Origin of the sequence: Sporosarcina cyprini, from assembly GCF_022048975.1 — a bacterium.
GTDB classification, from domain to species: Bacteria; Bacillota; Bacilli; order Bacillales_A; family Planococcaceae; genus Sporosarcina; species Sporosarcina cyprini.
In genome coordinates this window covers 559,054-584,807 of record NZ_JAKMHX010000030.1, presented here as the reverse complement: position 1 = coordinate 584,807, position 25,754 = coordinate 559,054, and the positions used below count along the sequence as shown (strand labels likewise).

Sequence of the window (25,754 nt, the reverse complement as noted above, 5' to 3'; positions counted from 1 at the left end):
GTAAAGACATTGGAGAAACGTGTCTTGAAAACACTTGAATTTGATAAAGTCAGAGCGCTCGTGGCAGGTCATTGCACTTCCACGGCGGGTCGGACACATATAGAGAAGCTTGTGCCGGTCAGCGATTATGACCGGGTTGTCCAGTTACTAGAAGAGACAGATGAGGGGCTGGCTATATTACGTGTGCGTGGCAATGTGCCGATGGGCGGGATCAGTGATGTGAAACCGCATGCAAAACGCGCGCAAATCGGCGGCATGCTCAGTGCCTATGAATTAATGGAAATCGCCAATACGATACGGGCCAGCCGAATCCTGCGCCAGTTTATTGAATCAGTTGATGAAGATGAGGATATTTCAATCCCGCACTTCATGGCAAAGAAGGAATCATTGCCAATCCTTACGGGTCTTGAGCATGAAATCAACCATGCCATTGATGACAACGGGCATGTTCTCGATAGTGCATCCAGTACACTGCGGTCCATCCGGCAAAGCTTGCGTATCCAGGAAGGTCGGGTGCGCGAAAAACTGGAAAGCTATACACGCGGGCGCAATGCTGCCAAAATGCTTTCCGATTCGATCGTTACGATACGAAACGATCGGTACGTCATTCCAGTAAAGTCAGAATACCGATCCCATTTTGGAGGAGTCGTCCATGACATGTCCTCTTCCGGCCAGACGCTATTCATCGAGCCGGATGCGGTCGTCCAGGCGAACAATGAAATTCGCACATTGAAATCAAAGGAACAGGATGAAATTGAAAAAATCTTAATAGCCTTGTCTGCAAAAGTGCAAGAAATTGCCCATGAGCTATTCGTTCTCGTCAATGTGCTGGCAGAAATCGATGTTATTTTGGCTAAAGCGAAATATGGAACGGCTAATAAATGCACGAAGCCTGCTGTTAACCAGGAAGGCTATATTCGGCTCGCCAAAGCACGTCATCCATTGATTCCTGCTGAAGAAGCGGTAGCCAACACGATTGAATTTGGGAAAGACATTACGACGATCGTCATTACAGGACCGAATACGGGCGGGAAGACCGTTACATTGAAAACGGTCGGGCTCTGCACTTTGATGGCGCAAGCTGGCTTGCCGATTCCTGTTTTGGATGGTTCTGAAATCGCTGTTTTCAATTCGGTCTACGCTGATATCGGAGATGAGCAGTCCATTGAACAGAGCTTGAGTACATTCTCTTCTCATATGGTGAACATCGTTGATATCCTGAAAAAATTCGATTCGCAATCATTGCTGATCTTTGATGAGTTAGGATCAGGGACCGATCCGCAAGAAGGAGCGGCCCTCGCCATTTCCATTTTGGATGAAGTGCATGGGACCGGCGCGAGAGTCATGGCAACAACACATTATCCGGAATTAAAGGCATACGGCTACAATCGGCCGGGCGTCGCGAATGCGAGTGTGGAGTTTGACATCGATACATTAAGCCCGACCTACCGATTGCTAATTGGCGTTCCAGGACGAAGCAATGCTTTTGAAATATCGAAACGGCTCGGTCTTGGTGAACATATTATCAAGCGTGCCAAAGGATTTACGGGAACAGATCGGGGTGAAGTGGACTCGATGATCGCTTCTCTGGAATCCAGCAGGGTCCAATCGGAAAAAGATGCCGAGCGGACGCATGAGCTTTTATTGGAAACGGAACAGTTGAAGCAGGAGCTCGAAAGCAAGCTTGCCGAGTACGATCAATTGAAAGACCGGTTGGTTGAACAGGCGAAAGAAAAAGCGAAAAAGATTGTGGAAGAAGCTCGGTCAGAATCCGAATCAGTCATCTCCGAATTGCGTGCTCTCCGTTTGAATGCCGGAGCAAGCGTCAAGGAACATGAACTCATTGAAGCGCGTAAACGCCTGGAAGGCGCTATGCCTGCCGAGGAAAAGAAGAAAGTAAAAGCGAAAGCGGCACCGCGTCCATTGCAGCCGGGCGACGAAGTGAAAGTAGTCACGTATGGGCAAAAAGGAACGCTGGTAGAAAAAGTGTCCGACAAGGAATGGGTTGTCCAAATCGGCATACTAAAAATGCGTCTGGATCAATCCGTTCTCGAATACAGCAAACCAGAGAAAGAGAAGGAACCGGTCGTATCCGCTTCCGTAAAAGGAAGAGATTCATACGTGAAACTCGAACTAGACTTGCGCGGGGAGCGCTATGAAGACGCCATCCATCGAACGGAAAAGTATTTGGATGACGCATTGCTGTCAAATTACCATCAAGTATCGATCATCCATGGGAAAGGAACCGGCGCATTGCGTCAAGGAATCCAAACCTACCTGAAAAATCACCCACGCGTAAAGAGCTATCGATTTGGCGAAGCGGGTGAGGGAGGTCACGGGGTGACGGTCGTTCAGTTGAAATAAGTACTATTTCGCTTTATTTTTGAAACCTTTCGCTCGCTTGTCCGTATAGGATGGGATGATTGAAACAATAAAGGAGCCATATTGATGTCGAAAACAGGATTTTGGAGTCATCCTTTAGTTGAAACAGCAGGCTACTTCAGCGTAGTAGTGCTTTGCCTCATCGTTTCCATGGCGTTATTCGAGCTAGTAACGAAATACAGGAACTGGGAAGAAATCAGAAAAGGCAATATGGCGGTCGCCATGGCAACAGGCGGTAAAATATTTGGCGTCGCCAACATATTCCGTTATTCCATCGAGCAGCACAATACACTGCCCCAAATGATCGGATGGGGACTATACGGATTTGTCTTGCTGATTTTTGCTTACTTCCTTTTCGAGTTCCTTACACCTAAATTCAATATCGATAAGGAAATCGAAGAGGACAACCGTTCCGTCGGATTTATTTCATTAACCATTTCCGTAGGTCTCTCGTTCGTCATCGGTGCGAGTATTTCATAGGAGTCGTTGAATGTGGAAAAACTATCAAAAATATTACTCGTCGTCTGCGTCCTATTTATTTTAATTGGCGTCTATTGGATGATGAAACATACACCTTGATCTATCACAGATAAAGCTTAACCTGCAGGCAAACTCATGCAAGACATGAGTTTGCCTGCTTTTTTGTGGAAGTGCGTGAGAGTTATGCGGTTTGTAAAAATACTAGCGATTTAACCGATTAATTTAAACGCGGAAATTTCCATATCATCTTCTGTACCAGGTCGCGCTGAATGCCTTTGACCGATCAAGAAATGATGAGATTTTTCTTCTCATGGAATTTTACGAGCGGTTCGGGACAGGATACGAGCGGTCCTGGGAATATATGAGTGGTTCGAAAGAGGATACGAGCGGTCTTTGGATTATACGGGTGGTTCGAATGAATAAACGAGCGGTTCAACCGTTCAATCTAAACGCGGGAATTTCCATATCTTCGCCTGCCTCAGGTCGCGCTGAATGCCTTTGACCAACTAGAAAATGATTTGATCGTTGAAATTACTCTTCACCTGGAAGCTTACGAGTGGTTCGGGACAGGATACGAGCGGTCCTGGGAATATACGAGTGGTTCGAGAAAGGATACGAGCGGTCCGGAGAATATACGAGTGGTTCGGGGCAGGATACGAGCGGTCCCGGGAATATACGAGTGGTTCGAATGAATAAACGAGCGGTTCAACCGGTTTATCTAAACGCGGGAATATCCATGTCTTCGCCTGCCCCAGGTCGCGCTGAATGCCTTTGACCATCAAGAAAATGAATCGATCGTACGGTTTACAGGAAAAAAAGCAATTCACGCTAAATCGCTTGCCATACAAAGGTTTTCACACTTCACCATATCTTGCAAAGCTGCATTTCTTTCCTCGCCACTGATTGCCAAGCATGAAATCTTATCGAATAAGACTTTAGAACAAGGTATTATTTAGCAGAAAATCTAATATTCTATTTGAAAGCGGATTCATTTATAGATATAATTGATTAAATAAGGAATTTTCTAAGTATTGATAAGGGGGGATTCATGATGACAGCACGGCCTTGGCTGGATTTGTATCCGGCTGGCATTTCGAAGACGATTGAGTATGATCAAGTTCCGATCCAACAGTTTTTGACGAATTCGGCTCAAAGGTTTCCGGACAAAACGGCTATGCATTTCATGGGGAGAAATATCACGTATCAGGAGTTTCACGAATCGGCGCTTAAATTCGCCAACTATTTACGGTCAATTGGAATTGAAAAAGGGGATCGAGTGGCTATCATGCTGCCCAATTGTCCACAAAGTGCGATTGCCTATTACGGCATTTTGTACACGGGTGGAATTGTGGTTCAGACCAATCCGCTCTATACGGAAAGGGAAATCGCTTATCAAATGGCCGATTCGGGAGCGAAAGCGATTATTTCATTGGATCTGCTGTTCCCACGAATTTCTAAGGTGCTCAAAGAAACAGAACTTGAGCATGTGATCATTACAGGCATCAAAGACTACTTGCCATTCCCGAAAAATGTGATTTATCCTTTCATCCAGAAAAAGGAGCATGGCTTGACAGTGAAAGTGGAACATAGGGGAATGAACCATCTCTTCACTGAAATCATGAAAGTCGGCAGTACAGAACCGATCACGTACGATTTCAATTACGATACCGACATTGCGCTGCTTCAGTATACAGGGGGAACGACAGGACCGCCTAAAGGGGTCATGCTGACGCATGCCAATCTAATTTCAAATACACAGATGTGCCGCGAATGGCTCTATCAATGTGAGGATGGAAAAGAAACGGTCATGGGAATTTTGCCATTCTTCCATGTGTATGGAATGACGACAGTCTTAATTCTTTCTGTTATGCTAGGGAATAAGATGGTACTATTACCAAAATTCGATTTTGATACTGCGTTGAAAACGATCGATAAGCAGAAGCCCACTTTGTTTCCTGGAGCGCCGACGATTTATATCGGTTTGTTGAACCATCCGAAACTCGCCAGCTTCGATTTATCTTCCATTAAAGCTTGCATTAGCGGCTCGGCTGCTTTGCCTGTAGAAGTGCAGGACAAATTCGAACGGTTGACAGGTGGAAAGCTCGTCGAAGGATACGGATTGACGGAAACATCACCGGTCGCCATTGCGAATTTTGTGTGGGATGGCGAACGAATAAAAGGATCCATCGGCGTACCGTGGCCGGATACGGATGCTTGCATTCTTGGACCGGATAGTTCAGAACCACTCCCTGTCGGTGAAGTCGGCGAAATTGCTGTAAAAGGCCCGCAAGTGATGAAAGGCTATTGGAATCGACCGGAGGAAACGGCCGCAACGTTTCGTGACGGCTGGCTGTTGACGGGTGATCTCGGCTATATGGATGACAAAGGTTATTTCTACGTGGTGGATCGCAAGAAAGATATGATCATCGCCAGTGGTTTCAATATTTATCCGAGAGAAATCGAGGAAGTGCTATACGAGCATGAAGCCGTTCAGGAGTGTGTGGTCGCAGGTGTGCCTGATCCGTACCGCGGTGAAACGGTGAAAGCCTACATTGTACTCAAGGAAGGCAAAGAGGCGACTGAGGAGCAATTAGACGCGTTTTGCAGACAACAATTGGCGTCTTATAAGGTTCCAAGGCAATACGAGTTTCGGAAGGAATTGCCGAAAACGGCAGTCGGCAAGATTTTACGACGTGCTTTAGTAGATGAAGAAAAGAAAAAATCAGAAATGAAGATAGAAGCATCAGTATAACGCTTGACGACAAATGAATAAACGATTAATATGAAAATATGAATGAATCATCATTCATATTTTCTTTTTATGATGGTGGTGATGATAATGAAGCGGGATAAACCAAAATACAAACAAATCGTAGATGCTGCAGTCGTCGTCATAGCCGAAAACGGGTATCACCAGGCACAAGTATCGAAAATCGCCAAAGAGGCTGGTGTCGCCGATGGGACGATCTATCTTTATTTCAAAAATAAAGAGGATATCTTAATCTCGGTATTCCGTGAAAAAATGGGGATTTTCGTACATAAGCTTGAAGAAATATTGAAGAAAGAAATCTCAGCAACAGAAAAACTGTTCAAGATGATTGAAAATCATTTCAAAGTTCTTCATGACGATCGCCACCTTGCCATTGTGACACAGTTGGAATTACGACAGTCGAATAAAGACTTGCGTTTCCGCATTAATGAAGTGCTCAAGGAATACTTAGGCCTGCTCGATTCCATTTTGAAGGAAGGAATCGAAAACGGTGAGTTTGATGAACGGCTGGACACGCGGCTCGGCCGCCAAATGGTTTTCGGCACAATTGACGAAACCATCACGTCCTGGGTGATGAACGATCAAAAATACGATTTGATGAAACTTGCTCCCGAAGTGCATCGTTTGCTCTTGAATGGAATGAAAGCGTAATCATCGATATGAATCTGTTTGATCATGCAATTATCACATTGTAGTAGGAAGGGATTGGTGTTGAATGGAGTATATTGGGGTTTCTAGGGAAGACGGAGTTGCCGTTCTGACAATTGACCGGCCACCGGCGAATGCTTTGGCAAGTACGGTCATTAAGGAAATAGGCGAAGCGCTGGAACAGATCAAAGATGATCAGTCAGTACGGGTCGTTGTATTGCGCGGAGAGGGTAGATTTTTCTCGGCCGGTGCAGATATTAAGGAATTCACAACGGTAGAATCAGGCCAGGAGTTCACAGTTTTATCCGCACAGGGGCAAGAAGTGTTCGAGCGCATTGAAACGTATCCGAAACCGGTCATCGCGTCCATTCATGGGGCTGCTCTGGGAGGCGGGCTTGAGCTGGCAATGAGCTGTCACATCCGCCTTGTTACAGAAAAGGCGAAGCTTGGCCTTCCTGAATTGCAACTCGGTTTAATTCCTGGATTTGCAGGAACGCAGCGTCTGCCGCGTTATGTCGGTATGGCGAAGGCAGCTGAAATGCTGCTGACGAGCGAACCGATCAGCGGGGAAGAAGCAGTCCGGCTTGGATTGGCGAATCATGCCTATGCAGAAGATGAGCTGTCTGACAAGACGATGGAACTAGCGAAGAAAATAGCGAAGAAGAGCCCGGTTGCCATGAGAGCCGCCCTTCGGATGCTTCAATATACGAAATCCGAATCCTACTATGAAGGGGTAAAGGCGGAAGCGGATTCGTTCGGAGAAGTCTTTGTTTCGGAAGATGCCAAAGAGGGAATACAAGCGTTTATTGAAAAAAGAGAACCTGAATTTAAAGGGAATTAATAGAGGAGGTTACTAGAATGAACATTTATGCGTTAGTGAAACGTACTTTTGATACGGAAGAGAAAATCGCGGTAGCAAACGGAAAGATCGTTGACGACGGTGCAGAATTCATCATCAATCCTTATGATGAGTATGCAATCGAAGAAGCAATTCAGCTCCGTGACGAGCACGGAGGCGAAGTAACTGTCATCACAATTGGGGATGAAGAGGCCGAAAAGCAACTCCGCACGGCACTCGCCATGGGTGCAGACAAAGCAGTCCTTATCAATACGGAAGACGATTTGGACGAGATGGATGAGTTCACAGTAGCCAAAATTGTCGCCGAATATTTAAAAGACAAAGATGCAGATTTGATCTTGGCTGGCAACGTAGCGATTGACGGAGGCTCTGGCCAGGTCGGACCACGTGTTGCAGAGTTGTTGGGCATTAATTATGTAACAACAATCACGAATTTGGAAATCGACGGCACATCCGCGAAAATCGTCCGCGACGTGGAAGGTGATTCCGAAACGATCGAAACGTCACTTCCACTTTTAGTGACAGCGCAACAAGGATTGAACGAGCCTCGTTATCCATCTTTGCCAGGAATCATGAAAGCGAAGAAAAAACCGCTTGAGGAACTGGAATTGGATGATTTAGATATCGATGAAGACGATGTGGAAGCGAAAACAGAAACAGTCGAGATCTTCCTGCCGCCTGCAAAAGCAGCAGGCCGTGTACTTGAAGGGGATATGGCAGACCAAGTGAAGGAACTAGTAGACCTATTGAACAAAGAAGCGAAAGTGCTATAAATCGATTTTCATATTGTAATAGGAGGGACTCATTATGTCTAAAAAAGTATTGGTACTGGGCGAAGCACGCGAAGGAGCTTTGCGTAATGTATCGTTCGAGGCGATCGCAGCTGCAAAAACAGTTTCGGGCGGCGGAGAAGTCGTCGGGCTGCTCGTTGGAGATTCTGTACAATCGTTAGCGGAAGAAATGATCCAATACGGCGCAGACCGTGTCGTGACTGTAGAACATCCTCATTTGAAACATTATACTTCTGATGGGTACGGCCAAGCATTTATGGCTGTATATGAGCAAGAAAAACCTGAGGCGGTTATCTTTGGCCATACAGCGAACGGGAAAGACCTTTCCCCTAAAATCGCAAGCAAATTGGGAACTGGTTTGATTTCAGATGTGACGGCTATTGAAGGTGAAGGGGATGACGCACTATTCGTTCGCCCGATCTATTCCGGCAAAGCATTTGAAAAAGTGAAAAACAAAGAAGATCTTCTTTTCTTCACAATTCGCCCGAATAATATTGCGCCATTAGAGAAAGACGCAGGCCGCACTGGTGAGGCCACTTCTGTTTCTGTCGACATTACGAATCTACGTACTATTATTAAAGATGTGGTTCGCAAGTCCACGGAAGGTGTTGACTTATCTGAAGCGAAAGTCGTCGTTGCAGGAGGCCGTGGCGTGAAAAGCGCAGATGGTTTCAAGCCGCTTGAAGAATTGGCGAACTTGCTTGGAGGCGCAGTAGGTGCATCCCGTGGTGCGTGTGATGCGGATTACTGTGACTATTCCTTGCAAATTGGCCAGACAGGAAAGGTTGTTACACCGGATTTATATATCGCGGCAGGCATTTCCGGTGCCATCCAGCATATGGCGGGCATGTCCAACTCCAAAGTGATCGTGGCGATCAATAAAGATCCGGAAGCCAATATTTTCAAAGTGGCAGACTACGGAATTGTAGGCGACCTATTTGAAGTCATTCCGATGATAATTGAAGAAATTAAGAAGGTAAAAACGAATTAATGAAGGCGGGCTCCCCATCGCTGCGGGAGCCTACTTTTATGGTCAAGCATAAATTTAGCCCCCTTTCTAGGGGCATGCTATAATTCATGAAGAGTTGTATTTTTCAAAAGGAGGAATTACAAAATGGCTATCGTACATGCTACAGATTCAGACTTTAAAGATCAAACAAAAGAAGGACTCGTATTGGTCGATTTCTGGGCTACTTGGTGTGGGCCTTGCAAAATGATCGCTCCAGTTCTTGAAGAACTTGATGGCGATTTGGATGGCAAAGCTAAAATCGTAAAAGTGGACGTTGACGAAAACCAAGCGACTGCTGGTGAGTTCGGCATCATGTCCATTCCTACACTTGTTCTTTTCAAAGATGGCGAAATCGTAGATAAAGCTGTCGGTTTCCAACCGAAAGAACAACTAGCTGAAATGATCGAAAAACACGCGTAATTGACTACGAGAACCGGGAACCTATACAGGAACCCGGTTTTTTGATAGGTGATATAGATGAATGACTTAATTGAACAAAAACTCGCTCTTCTGCCTGATCTGCCAGGCTGTTACCTTATGAAAGACAGGCAGGGGACGATTATTTATGTGGGGAAAGCAAAAATCCTGAAAAACAGGGTGCGAAGCTACTTTACGGGCAGCCACGATGCGAAGACCCAGCGGCTTGTCGGTGAAATCGAGGATTTTGAGTATATTGTCACGTCATCCAATATCGAAGCGCTTATCCTCGAACTGAATTTGATCAAACAATATGATCCTAAATACAATATCATGCTGAAGGATGACAAGACGTATCCTTATTTGAAGCTGACTTCTGAACGGCATCCTAAACTCATTGTGACCCGGTTACTGAAAAAGGATAAAGGAAAATATTTTGGTCCTTATCCGAATGCAACGGCTGCCCATGAAACAAAAAAGCTGCTCGACCGGCTTTATCCTTACCGGAAATGCCATACATTGCCGGATCGTGTTTGTCTTTATTACCATTTAGGACAATGTCTAGCCCCTTGTGTTAATGAGGTTGCAGTCGAGACGTATAAAGAGATGACCGACAACATTACCCGTTTTCTGAATGGCGGCTATAAGACGGTGAAAAAGGAACTGACCGAAAAAATGCAAGTTGCGGCAGAAAATCTGGAGTTTGAGCGGGCGAAAGAATACCGCGATCAGATTGCCAACATCGAGGCTGTCATGGAGAAGCAGACGATGACAATGAATGATTTCACGGATCGGGATATTTTCGGCTATGCGGTAGAAAAAGGGTGGATGTGCGTCCAAGTCTTTTTTGTACGGCAAGGGAAACTGATTGAACGGGATGTCTCCATTTTTCCACTTTACCAGGATCCTGAAGATGAATTTCTCACGTATATCGGTCAATTTTACGGAAAGACGGGCCATTTACTTCCGAAGGAAATTTTATTGCCGGACGGAGTCGATTTGGAAATTGTGAAGCAGCTACTCCAAACAAACAGCTATATCCCGCAACGAGGGAAGAAGAAAGATCTTGTCAAACTTGCAGCGAAAAATGCGAAAATATCATTGCAGGAGAAATTCCAATTGATTGAACGGCAAGAACAGCGAACAATCGGCGCCTGTGACGAACTGGGTGAGGCCATGAACATTGCAACGCCGTTCCGAATTGAAGCGTTCGATAACTCGCATACGGGTGGTGTCGATGCTGTTTCGGCTATGGTATCTTTTGTCGACGGCAAGCCGAACCGCAAGGATTACCGCAAATATAAGACCAAAACAGCTGCGGCGCATGATGATTATGGAGCGATGCGGGAAGTAGTCCGCAGACGCTATATCCGTGTATTGAAAGAGAATCTGCCTTTGCCGGACTTGATCATTATTGATGGAGGAAAAGGCCAGATGGAAATTGCGCGGGAAATCATTGAGGACGAACTCGGGTTATCCATCCCGATTGCAGGGTTGGCGAAAGATGACAAGCACCAGACGGCGCAGTTGCTTTATGGCAATCCGATCGAGATTGTACCATTAAAGAAGACGAGCGAAGCCTTCTATTTACTTCAGCGGATTCAGGACGAAGTGCATCGGTTTGCGATTACGTTTCACCGACAGCGGCGGGACGCGGGATCTTTAGCTTCTTCCCTTGATTCGATTCCTGGCGTAGGCGCCAAGCGAAAAAAACAGTTGTTGAAGCATTTCGGTTCTATGAAGAAGATAAAAACAGCCAGTGTGGATGAACTGAAAGAGGCGGGTCTTCCGGTTTCTGTTGCGAAACAGGTAATGGAGCATTTTAGCGAAGAAGCGAAAGAGTAGGGAGTTCTGCATAATAGAAGAAAAAACTTTTCGGTAGAGTATGGGAAGTAAAAGAATGCCAGACTATCGCCTTGCAGACAAAGCGATGGTCGGCTTTATCCACAAGATCGAGTCTAGGGAGTGCGATAATCAATTTTCTACTATTGTTTTGACATCCCACTTGGCAATAAAACGGACACGGTCATGTTGGATTTCTTTCTGTCCATAGCATTCGGTCAGAAACCCATTCAGTTTTTGAAGCTGTTCGGCAATAAAACCCGCTTCCAATTGATAAGACCGATTTTCAATGACAAGTCGTTCGATCGGACCTAAGACGAACTGCATCTCATCTTTGTCTTCTTTTTCCAATGTAAGCTGACCCCATCCTGCTTCTGTGAAAAAGGAGGGCAGCTCATCCGTTTCAAAGATCGGGAATTTCCGTGCGACATCCTTGCCTGACCAATATAAGATGTCATCTTCGTGCTGTCCTAAGATCGTCGGTAATACATGATCGCGCAATATTTCGTATCCGAGCCGTGTCGGTGATTCATATGTAGGTTTTTCCACTTGTCATGCAATCCTTTCGGAAGAAAAATCTGGTTGTGTGATTCCAGTAAGTAAGGGGTATATAAAAGTCCAGATCGCCTTGACCTGCTCAAAAGTGAGGAGTACAATGTACATGTTATATATTGTACCATGAAGAGCCATGCCGTCAAAGGCTCATGGGACGATCAGTTCTGCAATTGATTTGCTGGCTCATAAATAAGGGAGGGTAAAAGACTTGTCGAGAGAATCAGATTTTTACTTGCGCCGACTGCATTCATTGCTCGGAATCATTCCGGTTGGGTTATTCGTTACCCAGCACTTGGTAGTCAACCACTTTGCAACTCGCGGTGAAGAAGCATTCAATAACGCGTCCAATTTTATGGGGAACTTGCCTTTCGTTCTTTTCTTGGAATGGTTTGTCATTTATATTCCATTAATGTTCCACGCGTTCTACGGTGTCTACATAGCTTTCACTGCGAAAAACAATGTACAGCGCTATGGGACGTTCCGTAACTGGATGTTCCTTCTTCAACGTGTGACGGGTGTATTCCTCGTCATTTTCATTGCATGGCATATTTATGAAACACGAATCCAAAAAGCTCTTGGAGCAGAAGTGAACTTTGATATGATGGCTAACATCCTATCAAGCCCGTTCATGCTTGTGTTCTACATTCTTGGTGTGGTTTCTGCAACTTTCCACTTGGCAAATGGCCTATGGTCATTCTGCGTTACATGGGGACTTGCACAATCTCCACGTTCCCAAACCATCGTATCTTATATTACGATCATCGCATTCTTGGTTCTTTCCGTCATCGGCGTACAAGCATTGCTTGCATTCGTTTGATCCGGCAGAGCTGGCATATAAGAACTATGTGACTATGTAAAATTTGAGGAGTGAAACAATAATGGCTAAAGGCAGATTGATTGTCGTCGGAGGCGGTCTTGCGGGCTTGATGGCTACCATCAAAGCAGCAGAAGATGGAGTCTCAGTCGACTTATTCTCGCTCGTTCCGGTGAAACGCTCCCACTCCGTTTGTGCACAAGGCGGCATTAACGGGGCAGTGAACACGAAAGGGGAAGGCGATTCACCAGCCATCCACTTTGACGACACTGTATACGGAGGAGACTTCTTGGCTAACCAGCCGCCGGTCCAAGCAATGACTGAAGCGGCACCAGGAATCATCCGTTTGATGGACCGGATGGGAGTAACTTTCAACCGTACTCCGGAAGGATTATTGGATTTCCGCCGTTTTGGTGGTACATTGCATCACCGTACGGCTTTCGCTGGCGCTACGACAGGACAGCAGCTTCTTTACGCACTTGATGAGCAAGTACGCCGTTTTGAAGTGGCAGGCTTAGTTCAAAAGTATGAGCACTGGGAATTCCTTGGAGTCATCATGGATGACGAAGGGGTTTGCCGCGGTATTAAAGCGCAAAATATGAAAACGATGGAGATTAAAGCGTTCAAAGGTGATGCTGTCATCATGGCGACTGGCGGACCTGGGATCATCTTCGGAAAATCGACGAACTCTGTTATCAATACAGGTTCTGCGGCATCCATCGTCTATCAGCAAGGTGCTAAATATGCGAACGGTGAATTTATCCAAATCCACCCGACTGCGATTCCAGGAGACGACAAGCTTCGCCTTATGAGTGAATCGGCTCGTGGTGAAGGCGGACGGATCTGGACGTATAAAGATGGCAAGCCTTGGTACTTCCTTGAAGAAAAATATCCGGATTACGGAAACCTTGTACCACGTGATATTGCAACACGTGAAATTTTTGATGTCTGCGTAAATCAAAAATTGGGTGTCAACGGGGAAAACATGGTATACCTTGACCTTTCCCATAAAGATCCGCATGAGTTGGATATCAAGCTTGGCGGCATCATCGAAATCTATGAGAAATTTACAGGGGAAGACCCTCGTAAAGTTCCAATGAAAATCTTCCCTGCCGTTCACTATTCAATGGGTGGACTATGGGTCGACTACGAACAGCACACAAGCATTCCTGGCCTATTTGCGGCAGGTGAATGTGATTATTCACAGCACGGTGCGAACCGTCTCGGCGCTAACTCGCTTCTTTCTGCCATCTACGGCGGTATGGTTGCAGGTCCGGAAGCTGTCAAGTATATGAGAGGCGTAAAACGGACGGCTGAAGAGCTTCCTTCCTCCATTTTCGAAACAGCTATTAAAGACGAGCAGCAGAAGTGGGATGCAACCTTGAAGATGGACGGTACGGAAAATGCATACGTACTCCACCGTGAACTTGGTGAGGTTATGACGGATAACGTTACAGTTGTTCGTTACAATAAAAACCTTCAAGAAACTGATTACAAGCTTCAAGAGCTTTTGGAGCGATATGAAAACATTAATATTACGGATACGCAAAAATGGTCTAACCAAGGCGCGACATTTACTCGTCAATTGAAGAATATGCTATACTTGGCTCGCGTCATTACGCTGGGAGCATTGAATCGTAACGAAAGCCGTGGAGCCCACTATAAGCCGGAGTTCCCGAACCGTGACGATGATAACTTCTTGAAAACGACGATTGCGGAATTCGATGGCAAGTCTGCACCGATTATCTCTTATGAGGAAGTCGATGTATCATTGATTCCACCGCGTAAACGCGATTATTCCGCGAAGAAAGGAGATTGACGGAAGTGAGTGAGCAAACTACTGCCGTAAAAGAGGCAACTGCTAAAAAAACGGTCCGTTTTGAGATTCAACGCCAAGATACTCCTGATTCCAAACCTTATTGGGAAAGCTTTGAAATAGACTATCGGCCGAATATGAACGTCATTTCGGCTTTGATGGAAATCCGGAGAAATCCGGTAAATGCAGAAGGCAAAAAAACGACGCCTATAAACTGGGACATGAACTGTCTGGAAGAAGTTTGTGGTGCTTGTTCGATGGTCATCAATGGCCGTCCGCGTCAATCTTGTACAGCATTGATCGACCAATTGACACAGCCGATTCGCTTGGAGCCGATGCGCACATTCCCGGTTGTCCGTGACTTGGTTGTCGATCGTGAGTTCATGTTTGATTCCCTTAAGCGGGTTAAGGCATGGATTCCAATTGACGGTACGTATGATCTTGGTGACGGTCCTCGTATGCCGGAACGCAAGCGTCAATGGGCTTACGAGCTTTCTAAATGTATGACTTGCGGTGTATGCCTTGAAGCGTGCCCGAACGTCAATGATAAAACGAACTTCATCGGGCCAGCTTTGATTTCCCAAGTTCGCTTGTTCAACTCTCACCCAACTGGTGCGATGAACCGTGACGAGCGTCTGGAAACACTTATGGCCGATGGCGGTATCGGTGAATGCGGTAACTCGCAAAACTGCGTCGTCGCTTGTCCGAAAGGAATTCCTTTGACAACGTCCATCGCAGCGATGAACCGTGCAACTACCGTACAAATGTTCAAGAACTTCTTCGGAAGCGACCATATGGTAGACTAAGATTTGCGCAAGAGCCTCCCGGCGGGTAATGACCCCTGGGAGGTTCTTTTTTTGGTTACGGCACCCTTTTATTGGTTAACTTCAAATTTTCTTCCGAATTTGATATAATAAAAGAATGAATGTTCATTCATTTTAATAAAGGGAGAGATGATCATGATACCAAGCTATATCGGGGACTATGCAACATGGGAAGCGGGGTTTGAGTTTTCGGTTCCGGTGACCGTGCGTTTTTCGGAAACAGATATGTACGGACATTTGAATAACACGGTGACATTTGCCTATTATGAATATGCCCGTATCGAATTTTTAAAAACAATTGGCCAGATGGAGGATTGGCTGGATCCGCAGGGGACGACAATACCTGTCGTTGCCGATCTTCAATGTGATTACAGAAAACAAGTATATTTCGATGAAACCCTTACCATCTATGTGAAAGCGGCCTCCATTGGAAACAGCTCCGTCGACCTTCACTATATGTCGAAAAATGAAAAAGGGGATGTTGTGTTTACAGGACGGGGTTCGATTGTTCAAGTAAACCGGGAAACAGGCAGAGCTGTTCCTTGGACCGACGCACAAAAGTCGCAGTTTCAAAAGAAAGTCGCCATCTAGCCGGCACAGCATAATCCCTCCTGACATATTGTAAAGTGAACGTTGGATAGGAGGGGCGCGTCTTGACAGGAGAAATGAACAACCGTTCTTTGCTTACAGCAAGGGAGAGAGAGATATTTGATCTTTTGGTAGATGATCATACGACAAAAGAGATCGCAGGACGGCTCGGCATAAGCGAAAAGACTGTAAGGAACCACATCTCGAATACGATTCAAAAACTCGGGGTTTCAGGCAGAGCTCAAGCGATTGTCGAATTGTTGCGATTAGGGGAGTTGAAACTGAATTAAGCACGAACGATTGGTGGTTGTCACGAAATAGCTGCCAGCATTGTCTAACCAAAAGGGTACTATGAAAATATTGTCTATGTCGTTATTCTGTAAAACTGTTGCGTTATGAAAGAAAAAAGGTGACAATAAGTACACAGTATTTGTTTTGTGGGAGCTGGTTAACGTGTTGGAACAACAACAGTCACATCCCGACAGCAATGATAATATCGCACGTATGGAGAAGGAACTGCGGTATATTGCAGGGATCATTAAACAACAAGGTCGCAAAATATTAAGCAATTATACGATTACACCTCCTCAATTCATCGCCTTGCAATGGCTTTTTGAACATGGTGATATGACAATTGGCGATTTATCGACCAAGATGTATTTGGCATTTAGTACCACTACTGATTTAGTAGATCGCATGGAGAACAATAATCTGGTTAAGAGAGTTCGTGACGAACAGGATCGTCGTGTCGTCAGGATTCATTTACTAAGTGAAGGCGAACGCATCATCGAAGAAGTGATCGAAAAGCGCAGAGACTACTTAAATTCCGTGTTGACTGATTTTAATGATGAAGAGTTGCAGGAATTCTCTCGTATGTTGACAAAATTACACCAAGAAATGCAGAAGGATTGAGGGGTTCGTGTGGAAGCACCAATCGGAGTGATCGATTCGGGTGTCGGGGGCTTGACTGTTGTCAAGGAGTTGCTCAACCGGCTGCCTAATGAACCGATCGTATATATAGGCGATGATGCACGCTGTCCATATGGTCCGCGATCAGCTGAAGAAGTCATCCAGTTTACTGTCGAAATGGCGTCAGCGCTCTCGAAGATGGATATTAAGATGCTTGTGGTTGCCTGCAATACGGCGACTGCAGTCGCTTTGGATATTTTAAAAGATACATTTCCGTTTCCGATCATCGGCGTAATCGAACCGGGCGCACGTGCTGCTTTGCAAGCATCAGCGACCGGTGAGATTGTCGTTCTCGGAACGGTGGGAACTGTAAATAGCGGGGCGTATGCAGAAGCAATTCATCTGTTGTCGTCCCGTGCTTCTGTTTTTCAATTGGCTTGTCCGGAATTCGTTCCAATTGTCGAAAGTGGCAGATATAAGACGAATGAAGTCAGCGGAATCATCCATCAGACGCTGAAGCCACTCCAAGAGGTGGCGTTCGATACGGCGATACTGGGATGTACCCATTATCCACTCTTGCACGATCATATTAAAGCGCAGCTGCGAAGCGATGTAACGATCGTTTCCTCTGCAAATGAGACCGTGCATGATGTGGAAAAGGCTTTAATGGCGCACGCACTTACAAGCGATGCTGCCTCCCCGGCCACCCCTATTTTTTATACGACAGGAGAGGTGCATGAGTTCCGCTCCATCGTATCAGACTGGCTGGAGATCGAGGAACCGATTGTGAAACAGATAAAATTATGACAGCCCGGGTATCCTGAAAAAGGATATCCGGTTTTTTGATTTGAGGAAACGGACTATGGTAAGATGATGGCTGTACTGAATACGTGGAGGTGACCGGCATGAGACATGACGGAAGAACAGAAGAAATGATCCGCCCGGTTTCCATTGAGACCGATTATTTATTGCATCCGGAAGGCTCTGTCCTCATAACGGTTGGCAATACAAAAGTAATTTGCACTGCATCCATCGAGGAGCGCGTACCGCCCTTTTTAAGGGGGAGTGGAAAAGGATGGGTAACTGCTGAGTATTCCATGCTTCCGCGCGCTACAGGGCAACGGACGCAGCGAGAATCATCCCGTGGTAAGGTCGGCGGGAGAACAATGGAAATACAGCGGTTAATCGGCAGAGCTATGCGTGCCGTCACGAACTTGGAAGCACTTGGCGAAAGAACGATCTGGATTGACTGTGACGTCATCCAGGCAGATGGGGGAACCCGTACGGCTTCAATCACAGGTGCATTTGTGGCAATGGTCCTTGCGGTAACAAAGCTATCGAAAGAGAAAGAACTCAAGGCTTTCCCGATTATCGATTTCCTGGCGGCAACAAGTGTCGGTAAAACAGAAGAAGGCACATTGATTGTGGATCTTGATTATATAGAAGACTCCTCGGCGGCAGTCGATATGAATGTCGTCATGACTGGCAGTGGACATTTCGTTGAAATTCAAGGCACTGGAGAGGAATCGACGTTTTCCCGTGACGAAATGAACGGTCTGTTGGATTTGGCTGAACAGGGAATCCGGGAGCTGTTTGAACAGCAGAAACAAGTATTAGGAGAAGCGGGTCACTTGATTGGAAAGAAAGAAGAGGAAATGGAATGAAACAAGTTCTGATCGCAACAAACAATGCCGGCAAGGCAAAAGATTTTGAAGCACTGTTAGGGCCATTTGGCGTGAAGGTCCTGACGCTGAATGATCTGGAAGAAGACATTGACGTAGAAGAGACAGGCACGACATTTGAAGAAAATGCAATCTTAAAAGCAGAAACGGTATCCCGCTTATTACAAATACCAGTCATTGCAGACGACAGTGGCTTGGAAGTCGATGCACTGGACGGCGCTCCTGGTGTATACTCGGCCCGTTACGCGGGTCCTGCTAAAAAAGACGATGACAATATCGATAAACTGTTAAGCGAGCTAGAAAACGTTCCTGAAGCGAATCGGACAGCGCGTTTTCGTTGTGTATTGGCAGTGGCGGGTCCGGGAATCGAAACGAGAACATTCTCAGGAAGCTGCGAAGGGCTTATTTTGGATGAAAGAAGAGGTTCGAACGGATTTGGGTACGATCCTGTCTTCTATTACCTGGAAAAAGAGCGCACCATGGCACAGATGGCCCCTGAAGAGAAAGGTGCCATCTCGCATCGAGGTGCCGCGTTAGCCCAGCTGAAAACATTTTTGCCGGAATGGTTACAAGGATAGGCATGAAAATCATCGTATTAAGTGATACGCATGGCGATTTGGAAACGGTGCAGGCCGTTTCCGCTATGCCTGCTGACGCCATCTTTCACTGCGGTGACAGCGAACTGACGCACGATGCAGCTGTATGGGAGAAAATCAGCACCGTAAGAGGCAATTGCGACCGGGAACGTCAATTTCCGGATCAAGTCGTTCAGCGACTCTGGAATAAACAGATTCTCGTTGTCCACGGCCATCAGCATGACTGCCATCGATCTCTGCTGCCCCTTTACTATGAAGCACTCGAAAAGAAGGCGGACATTGTCCTCTTCGGCCATACCCATCTCTATGGAGCAGAAATGAAAGACAGCATTCTATTCCTCAATCCCGGCAGTCCCGTGCTGCCAAGAGGCGGCAAAGAACCGACCTACGCTATCATCGAATGGGAGCAGGACGCAACTGTCTCATTTGTCGATCCGCACAATGAATTGGTCGATACATTGCAAATAAAGAATTTTTAAGAATACCGTTGACTTTATTGCTCAACCTGCTTATAATAAAATTTGTCCTTGGGAAACGTTGGAGTACCAAGAGCATGTCTCAGTAGCTCAGCTGGATAGAGCACACGCCTTCTAAGCGTGCGGTCGGGGGTTCGAATCCCTCCTGGGACGTATAGTTAATGGCAGTTCAAGCCTTAGCGTGAAAGGGCTTGAAAAAGAAAAGGGATTCGGTCAGGGCTTTGGTCACTGGTGCAGAATCCCTTTTTTGTACCCTTGAAATTTTACTTATTAAAAGACGCGCGATTATCTTCCAATTCATCTGAATGGAGGATTTTTTGTTACGTTTATTTCAAACTGACAAACAAAGAGCTTAACGCCTCTGAAAAGGAGAGAAAGCAACTACCGTTCACTTCGATTTTTTTGGAGTATTTAGGAACTGCAGGTGAACGGCTATCCACCTCGTACTATGCAGCATTACGACAGGTTGCTGAATAACTTTGCAAAGAGTACAGGGATTACCTAGATGGAGAAATTAAACTATAATATACAAATGAAAGTCGGTGATACAACATAGTAATAGTCTTTGTAGAAATGATAATAGGCTTTCTCGTAAATCACTTTTCAGAGTACCAACCTAAAGGGATTGAGCTTCTGCTCAGTATTTTTTACAGTATTCATAGTTGTGTACTAGAGATGGCGATTTGAACATATAATGTGAGAAAAGGAGGGTGAAACTATGGAGGAGAAAACGAAGAACCGATTGATAGTAAAGCTTGTTATTGGAGTATCACTTATGGCTCTTGGTATTCCGGCTTATTTGTAAAGTGAAAATCCCGAACAGCAACTTGATCTGTGATTGAGCTACTGTTCGGGATTTTTATAATATTTTTGTTTCAACACTCACTTTTTTATGAACAGGATGATGATCTTTATGCTCAAATATCAAAGTTTATCAGAGATAAAAGATTCCTTGGTTTGGAGGGAAGCGATTAAGTAATACAGCCCCGGCAAGATAATAATGGAGCCGATTCCGATATAAACATGACGAATAGTTAATGTTATGAAAGGCAAGGAAGCAAACAGAATTCCTAATGGCATGGATACACGCATGAACAACATGCGGACGGCACTTAACTGTGCCAGTCGGTCCCTTGGAGCTTCCCGCTGGAAAATGGCCGCACTTTGGGCGTTGAAAAGAGGGAACAGGATACCACCCATCAGTTCACATAACCACGCAAAAGGGACTGTGTGGACAAAGTATAGCAACACAAAGGAAATGCCACCTCCAATCAAACCAAAGTACATCGTTCGGGGGCTTTTGGGTAGCTTGGTCAGAAAAAACATCCCCAGCACGTAACCGATAGGAAATGCCCCCTTAAATATGCCATACTCCCATGTCTCGCCTCCCAGTTCTCCCTGAATGAAGGGAATACTCAAGACTAGCGTTGCCCCTACCGCAAATTGGACGGTAGAAGATAGGATTGTTAACCGCAGGAGTTGAGGATAACTAAAAAAATCCCTGTATCCCTCTTTCATTTCAGACCACCAGAACTTTTTTGTCCAAGTTGCTACCTTTTGCGGGCTGGTTTGCGGAATTCGGGACAATGCAAGGAAACTGATGAAGAATAAGATTGCCGAAATGCCATAGATCCAATACATCGGTAGTAGCAACAACAAGAGCGAAGTGACACCTGGAGCAAGAAAGCTCATTAGCCGAAGGGTTCCGTCCAACAATCCGTTGGCATCGGCCAATACATCATCTGTACAGACTTCTGGAAGTAAGGCAAATGAAAGGCTGGCGAAAATTGGCTGAAGAAGCCCTAAGATGCATTGGAGAATAACCAAGCCAATGATGGGTCCTTTCTCCGTTCCAATCCAAAAACCGGCTAATGGCAATAGGTAGGCACCGGCTCGGATCAGTTGAATATTTATGAGCACTTTTTCTTTTATGACATGATTAAGAAAAGGTGAACTGATACCTTGCAGCACCAAAGAAGGAATAAAATAGACGAGCCAAAGGATGCCCATCCACTCCCGTGAACCTGTCAATTCATATAACAGCATCCCGTTGATAATAGCACCAGCAGCACCACCGAATTCGGAAACAATCTCACCTATCCATAATGATTTGAAGGACTTCGAATACTTCTTCATAATCTAGTTCCCAGGTATCGAATCAATTGGCTTGAGAAATCTTCAAGCTTTCCTGAGTTGATGGAATAGACCCCTTTCTCCACGCGAATGAATTTGGCGGCTTTCAATAATGCCAGTTGATGGTGTAGCGTTGTTTTTGATATGTTGAATTGTCCACTCAATTCTTGCAAGGACATAGGTCTTTTTTGAAGTTGAAACAACAGTTTTAGCCGCAGTTCGTCCCCTAATGCCTTATGGCCACGAATCAGTTCATTTGATGGAACCCCCGGTTCAAGCAGATATTCTTCTTTGACAGGATAAAAGAAGAGCTTGGTATCAGAAGTACGAATAGTCAGCACCCAAGGACGATAAGAAACCTGCGGGATAAGTTTGACCGACCAAATGGATGGCTCAGGCAGGTATTCGACACCGCCCGACACACGTTCGATTTCAGCTACCGGATTCTTCATATCCAGTTGCCGATACTGCTTCTGTTCAAAAGTAAGTGCCTGTAGCCATTTCTCCCAATCTTCTTTATTCGACATCCAACCTTCCCACTCTTTCAACACACGAGTGAATAAATCACAGATCTCAGATTGGGATAGATAGTGAAGCTGGCGAACATATCCCTCTAAATAGTCATGTCCCTCAAAGAGGCCGGCGTATTTTTCCCAAATTTGTGTTTGTTCTGGCTTGTAGGCTGTATCTATTCTTAGTGGCTCAGACTGTCGATCATGGTAAGGAAGGAGCCATTCATAAAAAGAATGCGTTGAAGCAGTGGTAAGCAAATTCGAAAATTCTTGAACGGAAACGGCGGAAAATTGATTTTGCAACAGAATCATCCCGTACCAAAGATTAGTTTCTTGAATCTTTCTTAATAGTTTGACTAGTGAAGAGGGCATAGTGTTCTCATCTATTTTCCATACATCATCCATTTCAAACGTGTGCCGTAGCTGCTGATGCGTATAGCCGGCAATCCCCAAAATCAATTCCCAGACTGGCGACTGTTCCACTTTCAGAGTTATGGTTTCTGCTGGGGGTGCTGAATTTATAATTTTCAAATTGGTTCCTCCTAGAGTCCCTATTTTAATTTATCCTATATTATTAGAATAAATAATTCAATAATTATTGAATTTATATTTCTTCTTTTCTGTAAAGTGGTTAAGAAAGTATTTAAAAGAAACATGGGTACGAGGTCGTCCACGAAATCATCCAACAGCTTAAAGGTGAACGACCTCATCTGACTGTTTAACGGCAAGTTTGCGAAGGATATCTAATTTTGATACTCTATTAACAATTACTAATATATATTAGTCATGGTCAAAATATCTGGCTGATCTTATAATACGAACTGGTGGTTTAGTTGAATAAGGATAGTAGAATATTACGCAAAAAACGCTCTATTTTGAGCACTTTTACTTGTTTTTATGGTTATTTCACTGTTGAAATATATGCTGATTAACCTGTTATTTACGTTGCCAATTGCACTTTTCTCACCATCAACCGAACTCGTTAGTATTTTATCCCTGCTTCTTTATCTTCCGTTGAGCAGACCGGAAACCTTCTAATTCCTAAAGAGGGTTTTTTAATGACTAGAAGATCGTGTGGTATTTGAAGTGAGGGTTGATATTTCTCTTTGAGAGAGATGGACATCACCAGAGAAAGTGTCGGTACATAAAAATGGGAATGTGAGAGGTTAAAAGAGGGCCTCGCAAATGCGAGTGCTCCTTTCTGGAAAGTCATATTTTTTCTTTTCTTCTAAAATATTATCTATTAAATAACGGGTTTCCCGTCAGGAAATATAGGTAAAACAGGATTAACAACAATGGATTTAGTAATATGGAAAATAAAATAGAAAAAAGATTTGCATTAGTTGAAACATTACTCGGTTATTATTGATCCTGTCTGCAAGAAGATTTTTTAACCCTCTGCATTATTTATTAATTTAATTGTGTAGCCAGAATTATTGCTGACCAACTCATCAAGAGGTATTGATCTTTCCCCGCTAATATTTCCAACTGTTACAGTTCCCACATTTGGTCCAGAAGACTCTAACATAATAGTCATTGATTTAATATTATAATCCGTCTTTATCTTAAGTGAATTTGGGTTAATAAGTTCCATATAATGACCAATTGATATTTTGTCACTAAATGATGTATATAAAAAATTGTAGGAGTGTTCAGACTCGGTAAGATAATACACATTTACGTAAGAGGCATTAAGATCAACGGGTTTAGGTGAAGGAGTAACCATTTGTTTTAATTGTGACTGACTAAATGAATATATTAATGAATCGTTCTTATCATAAAAATCAATATACATCTTTTCATTTGTCCTCTTTTCGTTACCTACTGACATATTTATATAGGGCTCTGTATCACTTTTCTTGGTAACGTAGTTTGAAAAAAAAATTTATTCGATAAATAAGAAAATAAATGATTTTTGAGAATAATATACAAGATAGGTCTGTACGATAATCCAACTGTCTTCCCTAATAAATAGAAGGGAGACAATTTTTTATTTTTATCATAAGAGTCTTCCTGATACATATTTAACAATATTGCGTGACTTTGGATCTGCGACGTATCCGTTTCCGCTTATACCACGACTCAAGGTACTGAAAAAGGGGATTCGTGCTGCTTTAAAATCTATTGTTTGATAGAATTCTTCCTTTTTTAACGTGAAATGAAGAGACTCGATAGATGCGTTGTAATAAGGACTGCCTTTTCGACTGAGGGTGTGTTCACTACTCGTTGCTTTTACTGCATATTCAAAGCTTGCATATTGGCTGACTAAATGATGATAATTGATCAACAATTAGAATTTACAATATATGTATTTATGTTCAAATCGAGTTGGAGTATTTTGAAATGTGTACTATAATTGTATTTAAAGAACGACTAGGATACAGCGAGAGTAATACCCATTCTAATTGTGTCAAACGTGGCAGTAAGAAAAAAGATGGTTTTCTAATTATTCGAGGGGGAGAAAATGAGGAAGAATTTATTTGTCTTAGCAGTAGTTTCGTTACTTTTGTTAGTTGGTTGTTCAGAACAAGAAACATCACAAAAAGCAGAAGATAATAATAGTAGTGAAATAAATATGGATGTCTTTATACCGACCAGGGAAAGTATCTTAGAAAATGGCCGCTATCCAATAAATGATAATGGAAAAACTTATGGTCCAAATATGGGAAACGCGACGATTACTCTAGGTGAACCTGATTTAATGTTGGCAGAAGGTGAGAACGGTACAATAGGATATGTAAAAAGAGTAGATTTGGAAGGTCAACAGCCTAAAACACCTGCCGGAGCAGTAAGACTCACAAAAGGAGCTAAACCAAGAGAAATTCCTTTGTATGATGTTGATGGAGAGACTGTTATAGGTAAGTTTATTGTGGGTAGATAAAGAAGTTTTATTATTGAAAAACTTATAGTTAAGAGAAAGTGTTATTAAAGTAACGGGCGAATGAAGGTGCTGAATTAGGGGCGGCATGCAAAGTCTCATTGTTCAACTATGACTTTGATATTGAGAAGGACAAGTAGAAAGAATAGTATTGATAATACTATTTACTTACATGGCAACATTTAGATTATACAAAAAGCATGGTGGATGATTTCCTGTAAGTGCTTGCTAACTAATCAGAACCGATAGATCTGAATGGATCGGGAAGACACATGCGGAAATTGTAAGAGAGATGGCCATCGCCAGAGAAGATGTCTGTACAAGAAAGTGGGAGAGGTTAAAAGAGGGTCTCGAAAATACGAGTGCCCATTTTTTCCTGAGAAACAGTCATTTTTCTTCTTTTCTTCAAAAAATTTATGTGTCCGCGCAAGAGTTGCTCGAGTGCAAAAAGGAATGGATCCAGAATTATTGAAGGATTTGGCCCATCCTCGTTATCAGGCTTTTGTGTTGAGTGATTGTGTTGCAGAAGATATCTTGTCCGAGAAGAAAGCGAATGCTTTTTTAGCAGCTGTAGAAGTGTCATCAGAGCAAGGAACTGTTCTTTACAATAACACGTTTGGATGTAAACAAATGAACATCTAAAGTTCCCAAATCAATAGAAAAGTCCTGAAACTAAAGGATTGGCTATAGCAAGGGTATGAGACAAATCTCGTTTAATCAAACAATACATAAAATGTTAGGTTAAATATAAGGCATAAAAGGGGGGCAGAATG

Annotated in this window: 26 protein-coding genes and 1 tRNA gene; 23 read left to right on the top strand and 4 right to left on the bottom strand. The window is 44.1% G+C overall.

Features of this window, described 5'->3' with window-relative positions:
- The first annotated feature begins 9 nt into the window (after positions 1 to 9).
- The 10 genes from L7D49_RS15565 to uvrC all read left to right on the top strand — a co-directional run bounded on the left by L7D49_RS15565 (position 10) and on the right by uvrC (position 11,201).
- Positions 10 to 2,364, top strand: a complete 2,355-nt coding sequence (locus L7D49_RS15565) for an endonuclease MutS2 (protein WP_238082450.1) — start codon at positions 10 to 12, stop codon at positions 2,362 to 2,364.
- 84 nt (positions 2,365 to 2,448) lie between these two features.
- Positions 2,449 to 2,862, top strand: coding sequence for a DUF350 domain-containing protein (locus L7D49_RS15560; protein WP_238082449.1), 414 nt, complete (start codon positions 2,449 to 2,451; stop codon positions 2,860 to 2,862).
- Between the two features lie 556 nt (positions 2,863 to 3,418).
- Complete coding sequence (locus L7D49_RS15555) at positions 3,419 to 3,637, top strand: hypothetical protein (RefSeq protein ID WP_238082447.1); 219 nt, start codon at positions 3,419 to 3,421, stop codon at positions 3,635 to 3,637.
- Between the two features lie 276 nt (positions 3,638 to 3,913).
- Positions 3,914 to 5,614: a long-chain-fatty-acid--CoA ligase gene (locus L7D49_RS15550; protein ID WP_272493180.1), complete on the top strand. Its 1,701-nt coding sequence runs from the start codon at positions 3,914 to 3,916 to the stop codon at positions 5,612 to 5,614.
- Between the two features lie 87 nt (positions 5,615 to 5,701).
- The gene (locus tag L7D49_RS15545) at positions 5,702 to 6,283 is read left to right on the top strand and encodes a TetR/AcrR family transcriptional regulator (RefSeq protein WP_238082443.1); all 582 of its coding nucleotides are present in this window, start codon (positions 5,702 to 5,704) and stop codon (positions 6,281 to 6,283) included.
- Positions 6,284 to 6,347: 64 nt separating this feature from the next.
- Complete coding sequence (locus L7D49_RS15540; RefSeq protein WP_238082441.1) at positions 6,348 to 7,121, top strand: enoyl-CoA hydratase; 774 nt, start codon at positions 6,348 to 6,350, stop codon at positions 7,119 to 7,121.
- A gap of 17 nt (positions 7,122 to 7,138) precedes the next feature.
- Positions 7,139 to 7,912, top strand: coding sequence for an electron transfer flavoprotein subunit beta/FixA family protein (locus L7D49_RS15535; RefSeq protein ID WP_238082439.1), 774 nt, complete (start codon positions 7,139 to 7,141; stop codon positions 7,910 to 7,912).
- Positions 7,913 to 7,946: 34 nt separating this feature from the next.
- Entirely contained in the window at positions 7,947 to 8,921 is a 975-nt protein-coding gene (locus L7D49_RS15530; protein ID WP_238082437.1) for an electron transfer flavoprotein subunit alpha/FixB family protein, read from the top strand.
- A 123-nt stretch (positions 8,922 to 9,044) separates the two neighbouring features.
- Complete coding sequence (gene trxA, locus L7D49_RS15525) at positions 9,045 to 9,359, top strand: thioredoxin (protein ID WP_238082435.1); 315 nt, start codon at positions 9,045 to 9,047, stop codon at positions 9,357 to 9,359.
- Between the two features lie 57 nt (positions 9,360 to 9,416).
- The gene (gene uvrC, locus L7D49_RS15520) at positions 9,417 to 11,201 is read left to right on the top strand and encodes an excinuclease ABC subunit UvrC (RefSeq protein ID WP_238082433.1); all 1,785 of its coding nucleotides are present in this window, start codon (positions 9,417 to 9,419) and stop codon (positions 11,199 to 11,201) included.
- A 129-nt stretch (positions 11,202 to 11,330) separates the two neighbouring features.
- On the opposite strand, the gene L7D49_RS15515 is transcribed toward uvrC, so the two are convergent.
- Entirely contained in the window at positions 11,331 to 11,747 is a 417-nt protein-coding gene (locus L7D49_RS15515; RefSeq protein ID WP_238082431.1) for a DUF2507 domain-containing protein, read from the bottom strand.
- Between the two features lie 214 nt (positions 11,748 to 11,961).
- On the opposite strand from L7D49_RS15515, the gene L7D49_RS15510 reads away from it, so the two are divergent.
- The 11 genes from L7D49_RS15510 to L7D49_RS15460 all read left to right on the top strand — a co-directional run bounded on the left by L7D49_RS15510 (position 11,962) and on the right by L7D49_RS15460 (position 19,611).
- Complete coding sequence (locus tag L7D49_RS15510; protein WP_238082429.1) at positions 11,962 to 12,570, top strand: succinate dehydrogenase cytochrome b558 subunit; 609 nt, start codon at positions 11,962 to 11,964, stop codon at positions 12,568 to 12,570.
- 61 nt (positions 12,571 to 12,631) lie between these two features.
- Positions 12,632 to 14,386 (top strand): succinate dehydrogenase flavoprotein subunit, encoded by a 1,755-nt coding sequence (gene sdhA, locus L7D49_RS15505; RefSeq protein WP_238082427.1) that lies wholly within the window; start codon positions 12,632 to 12,634, stop codon positions 14,384 to 14,386.
- Positions 14,383 to 15,189 (top strand): succinate dehydrogenase iron-sulfur subunit, encoded by an 807-nt coding sequence (sdhB, locus tag L7D49_RS15500; protein ID WP_238082426.1) that lies wholly within the window; start codon positions 14,383 to 14,385, stop codon positions 15,187 to 15,189. The genes sdhA and sdhB overlap by 4 nt, the downstream gene beginning before the upstream one ends.
- Positions 15,190 to 15,342: 153 nt before the next feature.
- A complete protein-coding gene (locus tag L7D49_RS15495) occupies positions 15,343 to 15,798 on the top strand; it encodes an acyl-CoA thioesterase (protein WP_238082424.1) in 456 nt (151 codons plus the stop codon).
- Positions 15,799 to 15,872: 74 nt separating this feature from the next.
- Positions 15,873 to 16,085 (top strand): helix-turn-helix domain-containing protein, encoded by a 213-nt coding sequence (locus tag L7D49_RS15490; protein ID WP_184207831.1) that lies wholly within the window; start codon positions 15,873 to 15,875, stop codon positions 16,083 to 16,085.
- 214 nt (positions 16,086 to 16,299) lie between these two features.
- On the top strand, positions 16,300 to 16,707 hold the full coding sequence (locus L7D49_RS15485; RefSeq protein ID WP_207963988.1) for a MarR family winged helix-turn-helix transcriptional regulator: 408 nt from the start codon (positions 16,300 to 16,302) through the stop codon (positions 16,705 to 16,707).
- A 9-nt stretch (positions 16,708 to 16,716) separates the two neighbouring features.
- On the top strand, positions 16,717 to 17,511 hold the full coding sequence (gene racE / locus L7D49_RS15480; protein ID WP_238082421.1) for a glutamate racemase: 795 nt from the start codon (positions 16,717 to 16,719) through the stop codon (positions 17,509 to 17,511).
- Positions 17,512 to 17,609: 98 nt separating this feature from the next.
- Positions 17,610 to 18,368, top strand: coding sequence for a ribonuclease PH (gene rph, locus L7D49_RS15475; RefSeq protein WP_238082419.1), 759 nt, complete (start codon positions 17,610 to 17,612; stop codon positions 18,366 to 18,368).
- The gene (locus L7D49_RS15470; RefSeq protein ID WP_238082417.1) at positions 18,365 to 18,964 is read left to right on the top strand and encodes an XTP/dITP diphosphatase; all 600 of its coding nucleotides are present in this window, start codon (positions 18,365 to 18,367) and stop codon (positions 18,962 to 18,964) included. Before rph ends, L7D49_RS15470 begins: the two co-directional genes overlap by 4 nt.
- A 2-nt stretch (positions 18,965 to 18,966) precedes the next feature.
- On the top strand, positions 18,967 to 19,461 hold the full coding sequence (locus tag L7D49_RS15465) for a metallophosphoesterase (protein ID WP_238082415.1): 495 nt from the start codon (positions 18,967 to 18,969) through the stop codon (positions 19,459 to 19,461).
- Positions 19,462 to 19,537: 76 nt separating this feature from the next.
- Positions 19,538 to 19,611 (top strand) — tRNA-Arg (locus L7D49_RS15460).
- Positions 19,612 to 20,382: 771 nt separating this feature from the next.
- Here L7D49_RS15460 and L7D49_RS15455 read toward each other — a convergent pair.
- The 3 genes from L7D49_RS15455 to L7D49_RS15445 all read right to left on the bottom strand — a co-directional run bounded on the left by L7D49_RS15455 (position 20,383) and on the right by L7D49_RS15445 (position 23,898).
- Positions 20,383 to 21,594, bottom strand: coding sequence for an MFS transporter (locus L7D49_RS15455; RefSeq protein ID WP_238082413.1), 1,212 nt, complete (start codon positions 21,592 to 21,594; stop codon positions 20,383 to 20,385).
- Complete coding sequence (locus L7D49_RS15450; protein WP_238082411.1) at positions 21,591 to 22,634, bottom strand: ArsR/SmtB family transcription factor; 1,044 nt, start codon at positions 22,632 to 22,634, stop codon at positions 21,591 to 21,593. The genes L7D49_RS15455 and L7D49_RS15450 overlap by 4 nt, the downstream gene beginning before the upstream one ends.
- 859 nt (positions 22,635 to 23,493) lie before the next feature.
- A complete protein-coding gene (locus tag L7D49_RS15445; protein ID WP_238082409.1) occupies positions 23,494 to 23,898 on the bottom strand; it encodes a hypothetical protein in 405 nt (134 codons plus the stop codon).
- A 669-nt stretch (positions 23,899 to 24,567) separates the two neighbouring features.
- On the opposite strand from L7D49_RS15445, the gene L7D49_RS15440 reads away from it, so the two are divergent.
- Positions 24,568 to 24,984: a metal ABC transporter substrate-binding protein gene (locus tag L7D49_RS15440; RefSeq protein ID WP_238082407.1), complete on the top strand. Its 417-nt coding sequence runs from the start codon at positions 24,568 to 24,570 to the stop codon at positions 24,982 to 24,984.
- A 438-nt stretch (positions 24,985 to 25,422) separates the two neighbouring features.
- Positions 25,423 to 25,623, top strand: a complete 201-nt coding sequence (locus L7D49_RS15435) for a hypothetical protein (protein WP_238082405.1) — start codon at positions 25,423 to 25,425, stop codon at positions 25,621 to 25,623.
- Positions 25,624 to 25,754 lie beyond the last annotated feature (131 nt).